Source organism: Enterobacter sp. DTU_2021_1002640_1_SI_PRY_ASU_LCPMC_013, assembly GCF_032389435.1.
In the GTDB taxonomy this organism is placed as follows: domain Bacteria; phylum Pseudomonadota; class Gammaproteobacteria; order Enterobacterales; family Enterobacteriaceae; genus Enterobacter; species Enterobacter hormaechei_C.
On the sequence record NZ_CP135594.1, the window covers coordinates 3944252 to 3958127 of the forward strand.

At 54.4% G+C, this 13876-nt stretch carries 13 protein-coding genes; 7 read left to right on the plus strand and 6 right to left on the minus strand.

All coding sequences use genetic code 11. From position 1 onward, the window contains the following. Nucleotides 1-27: 27 nt before the first annotated feature. Nucleotides 28-954 carry a LysR family transcriptional regulator gene (locus tag RS584_RS18800; protein WP_032649379.1) on the plus strand — a complete coding sequence of 309 codons (927 nt, stop codon included), beginning with the start codon at nt 28-30 and terminating at the stop codon, nt 952-954. Here RS584_RS18800 and RS584_RS18805 read toward each other — a convergent pair. Continuing rightward, nucleotides 949-1641 carry an aspartate/glutamate racemase gene (locus RS584_RS18805; RefSeq protein WP_015571762.1) on the minus strand — a complete coding sequence of 231 codons (693 nt, stop codon included), beginning with the start codon at nt 1639-1641 and terminating at the stop codon, nt 949-951. The two genes, RS584_RS18800 and RS584_RS18805, sit on opposite strands and share 6 nt — an antisense overlap. A gap of 135 nt (nt 1642-1776) precedes the next feature. On the opposite strand from RS584_RS18805, the gene RS584_RS18810 reads away from it, so the two are divergent. Further along, nucleotides 1777-2100, plus strand: coding sequence for a cupin domain-containing protein (locus tag RS584_RS18810; protein ID WP_015571763.1), 324 nt, complete (start codon nt 1777-1779; stop codon nt 2098-2100). Nucleotides 2101-2133: 33 nt separating this feature from the next. Here the strand turns inward: RS584_RS18810 and wzz(fepE) are convergent, their stop codons facing one another. Continuing rightward, nucleotides 2134-3270, minus strand: coding sequence for an LPS O-antigen length regulator Wzz(fepE) (gene wzz(fepE), locus RS584_RS18815; protein WP_017382859.1), 1137 nt, complete (start codon nt 3268-3270; stop codon nt 2134-2136). Nucleotides 3271-3814: 544 nt separating this feature from the next. Here wzz(fepE) and RS584_RS18820 point away from each other — a divergent pair. The 4 genes from RS584_RS18820 to RS584_RS18835 are packed head-to-tail and all read left to right on the plus strand — an operon-like array spanning nt 3815 to nt 8040. Continuing rightward, the gene (locus RS584_RS18820; protein ID WP_193041468.1) at nt 3815-4705 is read left to right on the plus strand and encodes an ABC transporter permease subunit; all 891 of its coding nucleotides are present in this window, start codon (nt 3815-3817) and stop codon (nt 4703-4705) included. Then, on the plus strand, nt 4698-5600 hold the full coding sequence (locus RS584_RS18825) for a carbohydrate ABC transporter permease (protein WP_017692724.1): 903 nt from the start codon (nt 4698-4700) through the stop codon (nt 5598-5600). Before RS584_RS18820 ends, RS584_RS18825 begins: the two co-directional genes overlap by 8 nt. Before the next feature lie 12 nt (nt 5601-5612). Further along, the gene (locus RS584_RS18830; RefSeq protein WP_315748449.1) at nt 5613-6740 is read left to right on the plus strand and encodes an ABC transporter ATP-binding protein; all 1128 of its coding nucleotides are present in this window, start codon (nt 5613-5615) and stop codon (nt 6738-6740) included. 13 nt (nt 6741-6753) lie between these two features. Then, on the plus strand, nt 6754-8040 hold the full coding sequence (locus tag RS584_RS18835; protein WP_017382862.1) for an ABC transporter substrate-binding protein: 1287 nt from the start codon (nt 6754-6756) through the stop codon (nt 8038-8040). An 84-nt stretch (nt 8041-8124) separates the two neighbouring features. Here RS584_RS18835 and RS584_RS18840 read toward each other — a convergent pair whose 3' ends face one another. The 3 genes from RS584_RS18840 to kduI all read right to left on the minus strand — a co-directional run bounded on the left by RS584_RS18840 (nt 8125) and on the right by kduI (nt 11515). Then, the gene (locus RS584_RS18840; protein WP_315748450.1) at nt 8125-9540 is read right to left on the minus strand and encodes a sugar porter family MFS transporter; all 1416 of its coding nucleotides are present in this window, start codon (nt 9538-9540) and stop codon (nt 8125-8127) included. A 313-nt stretch (nt 9541-9853) separates the two neighbouring features. Next, on the minus strand, nt 9854-10615 hold the full coding sequence (kduD, locus tag RS584_RS18845; RefSeq protein WP_003862835.1) for a 2-dehydro-3-deoxy-D-gluconate 5-dehydrogenase KduD: 762 nt from the start codon (nt 10613-10615) through the stop codon (nt 9854-9856). A 63-nt stretch (nt 10616-10678) separates the two neighbouring features. After that, nucleotides 10679-11515 (minus strand): 5-dehydro-4-deoxy-D-glucuronate isomerase, encoded by an 837-nt coding sequence (kduI, locus tag RS584_RS18850; protein WP_017382863.1) that lies wholly within the window; start codon nt 11513-11515, stop codon nt 10679-10681. Between the two features lie 300 nt (nt 11516-11815). Between kduI and RS584_RS18855 the strand changes: the two genes are divergently transcribed. After that, nucleotides 11816-12991, plus strand: coding sequence for an oligogalacturonate lyase family protein (locus RS584_RS18855; RefSeq protein ID WP_033487612.1), 1176 nt, complete (start codon nt 11816-11818; stop codon nt 12989-12991). Between the two features lie 153 nt (nt 12992-13144). On the opposite strand, the gene RS584_RS18860 is transcribed toward RS584_RS18855, so the two are convergent. Beyond that, a complete protein-coding gene (locus RS584_RS18860; RefSeq protein ID WP_003862842.1) occupies nt 13145-13828 on the minus strand; it encodes an oligogalacturonate-specific porin KdgM family protein in 684 nt (227 codons plus the stop codon). Nucleotides 13829-13876 lie beyond the last annotated feature (48 nt).

The following is a 13876-nucleotide window of genomic DNA, read 5'->3' on the forward strand; positions in this document are numbered from 1 at the left end:
GGACTACGCTCAGCCATCAGGTGCCCTATGCCCGCCGTTAACCTACGCCATATCGAGATTTTTCATGCGGTAATGACCACCGGCAATCTCACTGAAGCCGCGCACATGCTGCACACCTCGCAGCCGACGGTCAGCCGCGAGCTGGCGCGTTTTGAGAAAGTGCTGGGGCTGAAGCTGTTTGAACGCGCCCGCGGCAGGCTGCATCCAACGGTGCAGGGTTTACGCCTGTTTGAGGAGGTTCAGCGCTCCTGGTACGGGCTGGACAGGATCGTGAGCGCGGCAGAGAGCCTGAGGGAGTTCCGCCAGGGCGAGCTGTCCATCGTCTGCCTGCCGGTCTTTTCCCAGTCATTCCTGCCGGTACTGTTACAGCCGTTTCTGGCCCGCTATCCGGAGGTCAGCCTGACCATCGTGCCGCAGGAGTCGCCGCTGCTGGAGGAGTGGCTTTCGGCCCAGCGCCACGATCTGGGTCTGACCGAAACCCTCGTCACGCCAGCGGGAACGGAACGCACGGAGCTGCTGTCGCTGGATGAGGTCTGCGTGCTACCTGCCAGCCACCCGCTTGCCCCCAAAGCGGAGCTGACGCCGGCGGATTTTCACGGTGAGAACTATATCAGCCTGTCGCAGACCGACAGCTACCGGCAGCTTCTGGATGGCCTGTTTGCCGAACATCAGGTGAAGCGGCGGATGGTGATGGAAACGCACAGTGCGGCGTCTATTTGCGCGATGGTGCGCGCGGGCGTGGGTATTTCGGTGGTGAACCCGCTCACGGCCATGGACTACGCCAGCAGCGGCGTGGTTCTGCGCCGTTTTAGCGTTTCCGTTCCCTTTACCGTGAGCCTGATCCGCCCGCTGCACCGGCCCGCCTCAGCGCTGGTTGATGCCTTTAGTGAACACCTGATTGCGCACGCGCGTCAGGTGGCGCTTCGCTTACCTGACCTGCAAAAACCACTATGACAGCATGAACTCCACCGCATCCGCGGCATGGATGGCGGCGGTATCGAAGACCGTTATCGGGCTTTGGTCTGCCGGCACCAGCAGGCCAATTTCGGTACAGCCGAAGATAACCCCTTCCGCCCCCTGCTGCGCCAGTTTCTCAATCACGCTGACGTACCATGCGCGCGACGTTTCGCTGAAGGTGCCCAGACACAGCTCATCAAAAATAATCTGGTTAATGCGCGCCCGGTCAGCCTCTTCAGGGATCAGGCTTTCAATCCCGAACTGGCTGTTCAGCCGCCCGCGGTAAAAATCCTGCTCCATGGTGTAGCGCGTCCCCAGCAGCGCCACGCGCGTCATGCCGGCGGCACGTATGGCACGCCCGGTGGCATCCGCGATATGTAAGAACGGCAGCGAACAGCGGTCTTCAATGTGCGACGCCACCTTATGCATGGTGTTGGTACACAGCAGAATACCCTGCGCGCCCGCACGCTCCAGCCCGAGCGCGGCGTCCGCCAGCATCTGCCCGGCTTTGTCCCACTCCCCGCTCGACTGGCAGGCTTCTATTTCATGGAAATCCACGCTGTGCAGCAGCAGGCTGGCCGAATGCAGACCGCCCAGACGCTGTTTGACACCTTCATTAATCAGGCGGTAGTACGGGATCGTTGATTCCCAGCTCATGCCCCCTAACAGACCGATCGTTTTCATCTTTCCTCCTGTGCGTTTCACCCAGTGAAGCAAACTTGTGATCGCCTTTCCAGTTATTTGGCTAAACGTTTCCTTTTCGCCGCGGGTGAGATAAATTAATTGAAACAATGTTTCATTACATAACAGGGCGAAAATATGTTTATTTTCCATAAAGAGACCACGCTTGAGGATCTGGGCAACGGCGTGACGCGTCGTATTCTGGCGCACGACGGCAGGATGATGGCGGTGGAAGTGAATTTCGAGCAAGGCGCGATTGGCCCGATGCATAACCATCCGCATGAGCAGCTCACCTACGTTCTCTCGGGGGAATTTGAGTTCACCATTGGCGAGGAGAAGCATGTGGTGATGGCGGGCGACACCCTCTATAAAGCGCCGCACGTGATGCACGGCTGCGTTTGCCTGAAACCCGGCACCCTGCTGGATACCTTTACGCCGGTTCGCGAAGATTTCCTGAAATAAAAAAAGGCGCTCAGTTGAGCACCTTTTTTGATGTTATTCCGTAACCGGCTCAGGAAGTTGTTCCGGCAGCGGGTTGCGGGTGCTCATTGCCTCGCGCAGCAGCACGCTGCCACAGGCGAACAGTCCACCCAGAATACACGCCAGCAGCACGATCAGGGCTTTGCCCGGGCCATCTTTTTTCACCGGCATAGAAGGTGAAAGCTGGTATTTGAACGGCTCCAGGCTCACATCTTCGAAGGAAAGTTTTTGCAGCTGTGCCAGATAGTATTCGCGGTTCTGGAAATCGGCGTTCAGCTCAGAAACGTCCTTCAGATTTTTTTCAATCTGCAATTTCTGCGCAATCCCGTCCGCACCGAGGGCGACGGAATAATCCGGATCGTCTTTCACCGCCTGTCCATTGCTGTAGACCGGCTTTTTGATCCCTGCCGCGTTCGCCACTTCCAGCGAGTAGTTCAGGCGTTGCAGGTTGGTATTATGGATATTTGTCAGACGGACCCGATCCAGCTCCAGCTGCTGCTGAACCGTTTTGGTTCTCAGGATCAGCTGATCGCGAATGTTTTGCATGGTCTCCTGCTCGACGATGCGGGAGATGTACTGAATGTAACCATTCAACACTTTCTGCGCGTCCTCTGCCGTTGGGGCAGTGAAGCTTAACGTCCAGGAGAGGTACGGTGCTTTATCGGCATTTTTTTCCTGCGTGTTATCAACGGCTTTCATCTTTTCGGCAATATTGACCACCGCGCGGTGCAGCTCCAGCGGGTCAACCTGAGCGCCATCGAGCTGAGCCATCACGTAAGGTGAGCTCTTCATGTACTCTTCAAGCAGAGACTGGGACTGAAACTTTTTGATAAACAGATTAAACACATCCGCACGGGTAATTTTCACGTCGACATCAAGCACCTGGAGCGCCACCATCATCTGGCGTAGCGAACTCCACTGCGTCTGTTCCGCGGGCGTAATGACCGCTTTACTGGTCCATTTTTGCGGTATCAGAAAGGCGATTGCCAGGCCGACCAGTGCAAATGCAAAGACAATAGTGATGATGCGTTTTTTTGCTGCCAGCAGGACGTCCAGCAGACCCAGAAGATCTATTTCTTTAGCGCTGACCGCCGGGGGAGCATAGTGAGGAAAGTTGAGATCCGTATGTTTTTTGAAATCCATCGCTGACATAACTGTTCTTCTTTTAAGGATGCAGTGAAATTCTGCCTGACTGGTTCCGGTGTAACAAATCATACAAGAATGTAAGAATTATCTGAATGACGAATTGGTACATCTGTAGACCTGCTATCAGATCTGGTAGTTAGCCACGCTGCGTGACTATTCTTATTCCCGCTCCCTTTTTGCTTCGTTATCTCTTCCTCATGGCCGGCGGCAAAGCTTCGTGAAAAGTCAAAAATGCCACCTCCCTCACTATATTGAAACAGCGTTTCGACGCCGATCACATTTCCACCATTAAGCGAATGACGCAGAAATAAATCGCAATAATATAAAATAAAACGATGTTTTAGTATCCAAGAACGCCGGTTCAGCTCTTTTGAAACCAGAAGCGCTTACAGCACAAAGAAAGACAAAAAAGCGTTAAAAAACAAACGTAGATTTCGCCGTTGCCAGACGTTGCACCCTGAATTTCAGCTCTCATGCCGCGCATCGCAGGCCTGGGAAAATGTAACAAAGCAGATTTCGTATTAAACCATTGATTGCCAGGTAGGTATGTATGAATGAAAACAAGCTGCTGGGGCTCGCATGGATATCACCCTACATCATCGGGCTGATACTCTTTACGGCATTCCCCTTCGTCTCATCGTTTTTCCTCAGCTTTACGGATTACGATTTGATGAGTCCGCCGGTGTTTAACGGCATTGAAAACTATCGCTACATGTTTACCGAAGACACGCTCTTCTGGAAATCCATGGGCGTAACCTTTGCCTATGTATTTTTAACCATCCCGTTAAAGCTCGCCTTTGCATTAGGAATTGCCTTTGTCCTGAACTTTAAATTACGCGGCATCGGCTTTTTCCGAACGGCCTACTATATTCCGTCGATCCTCGGCAGCTCCGTCGCCATTGCCGTATTGTGGCGCGCCTTATTTGCCATTGATGGTCTGCTGAACAGCTTTATCGGTGTATTTGGCTTTGATTCGGTGAACTGGCTGGGCGAGCCGTCGCTGGCGCTGATGTCCGTTACCCTGCTGCGCGTCTGGCAGTTCGGTTCCGCGATGGTCATCTTCCTGGCCGCGCTGCAAAACGTACCGCAGTCCCAGTATGAAGCGGCAATGATCGATGGCGCATCGAAATGGCAGATGTTCATGAAGGTGACCGTGCCGCTGATTACGCCGGTGATCTTCTTCAACTTCATCATGCAGACCACGCAGGCGTTCCAGGAATTTACCGGGCCGTACGTCATTACCGGCGGCGGGCCAACCTATTCGACCTATCTGTTCTCGCTCTACATCTACGACACCGCGTTTAAGTATTTCGATATGGGCTATGGCGCGGCGCTGGCGTGGATCCTGTTCCTGGTGGTGGCCGTCTTCGCCGGTATCGCCTTTAAGTCGTCGAAATACTGGGTGTTTTACTCAGCCGATAAAGGAGGCAAAAATGGCTGATATTCAACAACTCTCCACGGCAAGAAGCGTCGCCGAACGCGAAGTGGCCCGCACGCTGCGCAGAGAGAAAATCAACGCCTCCGTTCGCTATGTGATCCTGCTGGTTGTCGGCCTGCTGATGCTTTACCCGCTGGTGTGGATGTTCTCCGCGTCGTTCAAACCGAACCACGAGATCTTCACCACCCTGAGCCTGTGGCCAGCCCACGCCACCTGGGATGGTTTCGTGAACGGCTGGAAAACCGGCACCGAGTACAACTTCGGCCATTACATGCTGAATACCTTTAAGTATGTGATCCCGAAAGTGATCCTGACCATTATCTCCTCCACCATCGTGGCGTACGGCTTTGCCCGCTTCGAGATCCCGTGGAAGAAGTTCTGGTTCGCCACGCTCATCACTACCATGCTGCTGCCCAGCACCGTGCTGCTGATCCCGCAGTACCTCATGTTCCGTGAAATGGGCATGCTCAACAGCTATATGCCGCTGTACCTGCCGCTGGCCTTCGCCACTCAGGGGTTCTTCGTCTTCATGCTGATCCAGTTCCTGCGCGGCGTCCCGCGAGACATGGAAGAGGCGGCGCAGATTGACGGCTGTAACTCCTTCCAGGTGCTGTGGTACGTGGTGGTACCGATCCTGAAACCGGCCATTATCTCCGTCGCCCTGTTCCAGTTCATGTGGTCCATGAACGACTTTATCGGGCCGCTGATTTACGTCTACAGCGTGGATAAATACCCCATCGCACTGGCGCTGAAAATGTCCATCGACGTCACCGAAGGCGCGCCGTGGAACGAAATTCTGGCAATGGCGAGCATCTCCATTCTGCCATCCATCATTGTCTTCTTCCTGGCACAGCGCTACTTCGTACAGGGCGTCACCAGCAGCGGAATTAAAGGTTAAGAGGGAAATACCATGGCTGAAGTTATTTTCAACAAGCTGGAAAAGGTCTACTCCAACGGCTTTAAAGCGGTACACGCTATCGATCTTAAAATTGCTGAAGGGGAATTCATGGTGATTGTCGGGCCGTCCGGCTGCGCCAAATCCACGACCCTGCGCATGCTGGCGGGGCTGGAAACCATCAGCGGCGGCGAGGTGCGCATCGGCGACAAGATCGTGAACAACCTCGCGCCGAAGGAGCGCGGTATTGCAATGGTGTTCCAGAACTACGCCCTCTATCCGCACATGACGGTGCGCGAGAATCTGGCCTTTGGTCTCAAGCTGAGCAAACTGCCGAAAGATCAGATTGAGTCTCAGGTGAATGAAGCCGCCAAAATTCTTGAGCTGGAAGAGCTGCTCGACCGCCTGCCGCGCCAGCTTTCCGGCGGCCAGGCGCAGCGCGTGGCGGTAGGCCGTGCGATTGTGAAAAAACCGGATGTGTTCCTGTTCGATGAGCCGCTTTCAAACCTCGACGCCAAACTGCGCGCTTCGATGCGTATCCGTATTTCTGACCTGCACAAGCAGCTGAAGAAGTCAGGAAAACCGGCGACCACCGTTTACGTGACCCACGACCAGACCGAAGCGATGACCATGGGCGACCGCATCTGCGTGATGAGGCTCGGCCATATCATGCAGGTGGACACGCCGGACAACCTCTACCACAAGCCGAAGAACATGTTCGTGGCGGGCTTTATCGGCGCGCCGGAGATGAATATACGCAAAAGCGTGCTGGTCGAAAAAGCGGGCCAGCTGCACATCGCCATTGGCGATGAAACCATGCCGCTGAACGCGGAGAAGCAGGAGAAAGTCGCGGCTTACGCGGGTCAGGAGATCTTCTACGGCGTGCGCCCGGAATTTGTGTCGCTCTCTGATGAGCCCTTCCCGAATGGCGGCTGTAGCGGGGAGATGGTGCGCGTGGAGAACATGGGCCACGAATTCTTTGTGTACCTGAAGGTCGCGGACTACGAACTGACCGCCCGAATCCCGTCCGATGAAGCTAAGCCAATGATTGATAAAGGGCTTCATCGTAAGGTGTATTTCACGTTTGAGATGAACAAGTGTCATATTTTTGACGCAAAAACTGAACAGAACCTCTCTCTCTGATGGAGTGATAAAAATGAAAAAAGTGCTTTTAAGTGCAGCAATCTCCGCGACCCTGGGCCTTACCGCTTTGCCATCGATGGCGCAGAATGTGGATTTACGGATGTCCTGGTGGGGCGGCAATGGCCGTCACCAGGTCACTCTGAAAGCGCTGGAAGAGTTCCATAAGCAGAACCCGGACATCAACGTAAAAGCGGAATACACCGGCTGGGACGGTCACCTCTCCCGTCTGACCACCCAGATTGCGGGCGGCACCGAGCCGGACGTGATGCAGACCAACTGGAACTGGCTGCCGATCTTCTCCAAAACCGGTGACGGCTTCTACGATCTGAACAAGATGAAGGACGTGATCGACCTGTCGCAGTTCGATCCCAAAGAGCTGCAAACCACCACCGTGGACGGCAAGCTGAACGGCATTCCGATCTCGGTGACGGCGCGCGTGTTCTACTTCAATGACGAAACCTGGAAAAAAGCGGGTATTGCGTACCCGAAAACCTGGGACGAGCTGATGGCGGCCGGTAAAACCTTCGAGAGCAAGCTCGGCAAGCAATACTATCCGGTGATCCTGGAGCACCAGGATACGCTGGCGCTGCTGAATTCGTACATGATCCAGAAGTACAACATTCCTGCGGTGGATGAGAAAACCAAAAAGTTCAGCTACACAAAGGAACAGTGGGTGGAGTTTTTCCAGACCTACAAAAAGCTGATCGACAGCCACGTCATGCCGGACACCAAATACTATGCCTCGTTCGGTAAGAGCAACATGTATGAGATGAAGCCGTGGATCCAGGGTGAATGGGGCGGCACCTACATGTGGAACTCCACCATCAACAAATATTCCGACAACCTGAAGCCACCGGCGAAACTGGAGCTGGGCAGCTACCCAATGCTGCCGGGCGCCACCGACGCGGGTCTGTTCTTCAAACCGGCGCAGATGCTGTCGATTGGTAAGACGACCAAAAACCCGGAAGCGGCAGCGAAGCTGATTAACTTCCTGCTCAACAGCAAAGAAGGGGTCGATACGCTGGGTCTTGAGCGCGGCGTGCCGTTGAGCAAAGTGGCGGTGCAGTATCTGACCGAAGACGGCACCATTAAAGAGGACGATCCATCCGTGGCGGGCCTGCGCCTGGCGCAGTCGCTGCCGGCGAAACTCACCGTCTCGCCATACTTTGACGACCCACAGATTGTGGCGCAGTTCGGTACCTCTTTGCAGTATATCGACTACGGGCAGAAAACCGTGGAAGAGACGGCCGCTGACTTCCAGCGTCAGGCGGAGCGTATTTTGAGACGTGCGATGCGGTAAACACAAAGCCGGGTGGCGGCTACGCCTTACCCGGCCTACAGGCTATCGTAGGCCCGGTAAGCGAAGCGCCACCGGGCAATGACATTACACGCCGATATTACGTAGTTTCTCCCCTCTCATCAGCTTGCGTTCAATATGCTCCAGGGTCACGCCTTTGGTTTCCGGAATCAGCCAGAAGGTCACGCCGATAAACGCCACGTTCAGCACCGTATAGAGCCAGAAGGTGCCTGCCGCGCCAATCGCATCCAGCAGCGTCAGGAAGGTCGCGCCAATAATCATGTTCGACACCCAGTTGGTGGTGGTGGAACAGGTGATACCAAAGTCACGGCATTTCAGCGGCTGAATTTCAGAGCACAGGATCCACACCACCGGCGCGGCACTCATCGCGTAACCGGCGATGCACATCATGGTCATGCCGACGGAGAGCCAGGAGAGGCCGCTTGACGCCGTGCCGTTATCGAACTGCATCAGGCAGTAGCCGAGTATTAAGGTGCCGAGCGCCATCACGCTAAAGCCAATTTTCAGGGCCGGTTTACGTCCGGCCTTATCAACGGTGAAGACCGCGATAAAGGTGGCGAACATAAAGGTCAGCCCCACCACCAGCGTGGCGATCATCTGCTGTTCGGTGGTGGTAAAACCGGCCATTTTAAAGATGCGTGGGGCGTAATACATGATGATGTTCATCCCCGTGAACTGCTGCATTGCCTGTAACAGCATGCCGAGGAACACCGCGCGGCGCACGTTGCGGTTCGCCTTAAACAGGGACCAGCCGCCCTGCTTCAGCTTCAGGCTTTCGCGGATTTCGTTCAGCTCTTCACGCGCTTTTTCAGACGTGTCGCGCAGCATGCGCAGCACCTCTTCCGCCTCCACGTGACGCCCTTTTTGCGCCAGCCAGCGCGGGCTGTTCGGCAGGAAAATGACTAACACAATCAGCAGCACCGCAGGCAGCGCCAGCACGCCAAGCATTGCCCGCCAGTTGCCGCTGTAGCTGAAGTATGTATCCGACAGGAACGCCAGCACGATACCGAGCGTCACCATCAGCTGGTACATGCTGATCATCTTCCCGCGCACGTTTTCGCTCGCCATTTCGGAGAGGTAAAGCGGCGCGGTGTAGGACGCGATACCCACCGCCACGCCCAGCAGCACGCGGGAGAGCAGCAGCACTTCAACGTTGGTGGCAAACGCCGAGCCAAGGGAACCGGCAACAAACAGGATCGCCCCGACCATCAGGCTGTATTTGCGCCCGAGACGGAACGACAGCCAGCCGTTAAACAGTGCGCCGATGGCCGCACCCAGCATCATGCTGCTCACCACCCACTCTTGCAGGCGGTTGCTTAACGTAAAGTGGTCGGTAATAAAGGGCAGTGCGCCAGCGATAACGCCGATATCCAGACCAAACAGCAAACCGGCCACGGCTGCCGCAATAGAGACGAACTGATTCATGCGTCGGGTATCGCGCAACGCGGCGGGCATCAGGGTAGAGTCATTTATAGATGTCATATTTTTCCTGCCTCAACAGCAAAATTCGTTAAGTGAAATTACGAGATACCGGAAGAAAGTGTCAGGCCGGAACTGGTGAAGATATGGATTATTTCGCTACGACATACCGATCTGTGATGGACATTACAATTTCAAATCAGGGTGGTTTAACCTTATTTTTTATTAATTATTTAATATTTAAGCAATAAATGTGTGATACCTGTCATTCATTCCTTTTCAGTATGGATTTTTCATCTTTAAGGATATGGATAAAGCCAATTTTGGCGCAAAAAAAACCTCCACCCGAGGGCAGAGGTTCTTTATTCGGGGTGAATTATCGTGCCAGCCAGCCGCCGTCAACGGCAACGGTGTAGCCGTTAATATAATCCGAAGCCGGGGACGCCAGGAACACAACCGGGCCCATCAGATCGCTCGGCAGACCCCAGCGACCCGCTGGAATACGCTCCAGGATTGCCGCGCTGCGCTCTTCATCCGCACGCAGCTGCTGGGTATTGTTGGTGGCCATGTAGCCCGGCGCAATCGCGTTGACGTTGATGTTGTGCTGCGCCCACTCGTTCGCCAGCAGACGGGTCACGCCCATCACGGCACTCTTCGATGCGGTGTAAGACGGCACGCGGATGCCGCCCTGGAAAGAGAGCATGGAGGCAATATTGATGATCTTGCCCCCTTTCCCCTGGGCGATGAAGTGCTTCGCAGCCGCCTGGGACATAAAGAACACGCTCTTGATGTTCAGGTTCATCACGTCGTCCCAGTCCGTTTCGCTGAAGTTAATCGCGTCTTCACGACGGATGAGGCCGGCGTTGTTGACCAGAATATCGATATGCCCAAACTCCGCCACCGCGCGATCCAGCAGCTCAGGGATCGCATCGATTTTGCGCAGGTCCGCGGTCAGGCTCAGGAAACGGCGGCCCAGTGCGGTAACGCGCTCGATGGTTTCCGTTGGCTCAACGATGTTAATCCCGACGATATCGCAGCCCGCTTCAGCCAGACCTAACGCCATACCCTGCCCCAGCCCGGTGTCACAACCGGAAACCACAGCCACTTTACCTTGCAGAGAAAATGCATCCAGAATCATGTTTATTCCTTAATCGTTCAGCGCCTGTCAGCAACAGGCAGATATATACTTAACTGCCTGCGACTAGCGCAGATCCTTAACAGCGACGTGGTCCATGTCATCGAAGACCTGGTTTTCACCGACCATACCCCAGATAAAGGTATAGGCTTTCGTTCCCACACCAGAGTGGATGGACCAGCTCGGCGAAATGACCGCCTGCTCATTGTGCATAACGATATGGCGCGTCTCCTGCGGCTGCCCCATCATGTGGAACACGCAGGCGTCTTCATCCATGTTGAAATAGAAGTAGACCTCCATGCGGCGCTCGTGGGTATGGCACGGCATGGTGTTCCAAAGGTTGCCTGGCGCAAGCTCGGTCAGCCCCATGCTGAGCTGACAGGTTTCCAGCACATCCGGCACAAAGTACTTGTTGATAGTGCGACGGTTGCTGGTGAGGTTATCGCCAAGGGTCACCGGGGCAACATCCGCTGGCGTGACTTTTTTGGTGGGGTAAGTCGTATGAGCCGGGGCGCAGTTGTAGTAAAACTTCGCCGGTTTGCTGCCATCAATGCTGGCGAACACCACTTCTTTCGCCCCTTTGCCGACGTACAGCGCGTCGCGGTGACCAATTTCGTAGCACTGGCCATCAACGGTAATGGTGCCCGGCCCGCCGATGTTAATCACGCCCAGTTCACGGCGTTCGAGGAAGTAGCTCACGCCCAGCTGTTTGCCCACTTCACCGCCCACGGAGACGGTTTTCGCCACCGGCATAATCCCGCCCACAATAATGCGGTCAATATGGCTGTAGACCATGGTGTACTTGTCGGCTTCGAACACTTGCTCAACTAAAAACTCACTGCGCAGCCCCTGAGTATCCAGCGTTTTAGCGTGCGCACTGTGGATGCTTTGTCTGACGTCCACGTAAACCTCCAGAATTGATCGTGCCCGAAGGCAAAGATAATTAACGAAACAACGTTCCGTTTTCGTGATGAACACATATTATCCCCTGACCACGGGGTTTTCAATTGCATTTAAAACAACGTTTCATTTTTTCTGCTTGTTTATGCCAGAAATGGTGTTTCGATCACGATAAATCTTTTAGACCCTCATTCTGGTTAATGAAACTGAGAAAGTGCGCTGTCAATCACACATAATGAAACAACGTTTTGATAATTTATCACCTAGTTTTCAACCTACATTACGCGTTCAAAGGAGTGCATTATGGCTAAAGGTATGCGGGTCAAGCTGAACTATGAGGTCAGCCGCGATCCGGATACAGGCGTGGAAGTCACCCGCCTGACCCCACCGGAAGTAACCTGTCATCGCAACTACTTTTACCAGAAGTGCTTCTTTAACGATGGCAGCCACCTGCTGTTCGCCGGGGAGTTCGACGGTCACTGGAACTATTACCTGTTGGATCTGAAAAACGCCGAAGCGGTACAGTTGACCGAAGGCGCGGGCGATAACACCTTTGGCGGGTTCCTCTCTCCGGACGATAAATCCCTCTACTATGTGAAGAACGATCGCACCCTGCTGGAGGTGGATTTACAGACGCTGGCAGAGCGCGAAGTGTACCGCGTCCCGGAAGAGTGGGTCGGCTACGGCACCTGGGTCGCGAACAGCGACTGCACCAAACTGGTGGGTATTGAGATTGCCAGACGCGACTGGACGCCACTCAACGACTGGAAAATTTTCCACGACTTCTTCCACAAAGGGCCGCACTGCCGCCTGCTGCGCGTTGATCTGAAAACGGGTGAAAGCACCACCATTCATGACGAGAAGATCTGGCTGGGACATCCGATATATCGCCCGTTCGATGACAATACCGTGGCCTTCTGTCATGAAGGGCCGCACGACCTGGTCGACGCCCGCATGTGGCTGGTGAACGAAGATGGCAGCAACGTGCGGAAAGTGAAAACGCACGCGGAAGGTGAAAGCTGTACACATGAATTTTGGGTGCCGGACGGGTCCGCGCTGATCTACGTTTCTTACCTGAAAGGTCAGCAAGGGCGCACCATCTCCCGCTTCAACCCGGACACCGGCGTGAATGAAGCGGTAATGAACATGCCCGCCTGTTCGCACCTGATGAGCAACGTCGACGGCACCCTGCTGGTTGGCGACGGCTCCGGTACGCCTGTCGATGTGAAAGACACCGGCGGCTACACCATTGATAACGATCCTTATCTGTATGCCTTTGACGTGGCGAAGAAAGCCTGTTACCGCATCGCCCGTCATGACACCTCATGGGCTACGGTGGCGAACAGCCGCCAGGTAACCCACCCGCATCCGTCCTTCACGCCGGACGAAAAAGCGGTGCTGTACAGTTCCGATAAAGACGGCAAACCGGCCCTCTATATCGCGAAACTCCCTGAGCAACCTGAAATGTTGCATGCCTGACTTGAGTTAGTGTTTCTGTAACTGGCCTTGCCCTCCGATTCGGAGGGCTTTTTTTTGGGTGATTGCGCGACATACGAAACGACGGAGTGGAAGGAAGGTGTAGGCCGGGTAAGCGAAGCACCACCCGGCAGTTTTAGCGAAGAAGATAAATTATCAGAAGGAGTACGCCACGCCTAAACGGAAACGGGTCTGGCGTTCGTCCGTGTCTTTAACCCCCACGTTGCCCACCTCCACATATGGCGCCCAGTTTTTATCCCATTTGTAGGCCAGCTTGGCGTTATATTCGTTGGAATAATCTTTATTGTTATTTCGGGCCACGCCTTCAGAACTTTTCGCGTAAACATAGTTCAGCTCGGTACGCCAGTCACCTAATACCCAACCGACCCACGCATCGCCACGGTTAACTTTATCGTCGTCCTTATTTGAGCTTGACGGGTAGCGGGTATATTCGTAACGGTAACGCGCAGCCACGTAGAAGCCATTATCGAAGCTATATTGCACATGCAGATTCGGTTTATAAATGGTGCGACTGTCTGTGCTTTCAATCGTAAACGCAGGGGTCAGGGCGATATTGTCTGTCGCTTTCCAGCGCCAGCTAATCTGATCTTCGTGACCGTTCCCCACTACATCCGCGAATGGCTGATCTGCCTTGTCCCCGCCTGATTTCCACTTCGCCTCGACTGAAAAACCAAAGCCATTATCAAAGCGGTGCGAGACGGCAACACGGTCGGCATTCGAGCCGCTGTCAATATATTCGTGACGCAGATCGACGGTAACGGCGCTAGCCGCAAAAGAGGCACTAATAAGGGAAGCAAGGAGCAGAGATTTCTTAAACATGAAAAAACCCTCAATTAAAATAACGTTTCGTTTTTATGAAACTTGAGT

Excerpts from the sequence above, each read along its gene's own strand:
- RS584_RS18800 (WP_032649379.1), top strand. The coding sequence starts at position 28 with ATGCCCGCCGTTAACCTACGCCATATCGAGATTTTTCATGCGGTAATG.
- RS584_RS18805 (WP_015571762.1), bottom strand. The coding sequence starts at position 1,641 with ATGAAAACGATCGGTCTGTTAGGGGGCATGAGCTGGGAATCAACGATC.
- RS584_RS18810 (WP_015571763.1), top strand. The coding sequence starts at position 1,777 with ATGTTTATTTTCCATAAAGAGACCACGCTTGAGGATCTGGGCAACGGC.
- RS584_RS18820 (WP_193041468.1), top strand. The coding sequence starts at position 3,815 with ATGAATGAAAACAAGCTGCTGGGGCTCGCATGGATATCACCCTACATC.
- RS584_RS18825 (WP_017692724.1), top strand. The coding sequence starts at position 4,698 with ATGGCTGATATTCAACAACTCTCCACGGCAAGAAGCGTCGCCGAACGC.
- RS584_RS18830 (WP_315748449.1), top strand. The coding sequence starts at position 5,613 with ATGGCTGAAGTTATTTTCAACAAGCTGGAAAAGGTCTACTCCAACGGC.
- RS584_RS18835 (WP_017382862.1), top strand. The coding sequence starts at position 6,754 with ATGAAAAAAGTGCTTTTAAGTGCAGCAATCTCCGCGACCCTGGGCCTT.
- RS584_RS18840 (WP_315748450.1), bottom strand. The coding sequence starts at position 9,540 with ATGACATCTATAAATGACTCTACCCTGATGCCCGCCGCGTTGCGCGAT.
- kduD (WP_003862835.1), bottom strand. The coding sequence starts at position 10,615 with ATGATTCTGGATGCATTTTCTCTGCAAGGTAAAGTGGCTGTGGTTTCC.
- RS584_RS18855 (WP_033487612.1), top strand. The coding sequence starts at position 11,816 with ATGGCTAAAGGTATGCGGGTCAAGCTGAACTATGAGGTCAGCCGCGAT.
- RS584_RS18860 (WP_003862842.1), bottom strand. The coding sequence starts at position 13,828 with ATGTTTAAGAAATCTCTGCTCCTTGCTTCCCTTATTAGTGCCTCTTTT.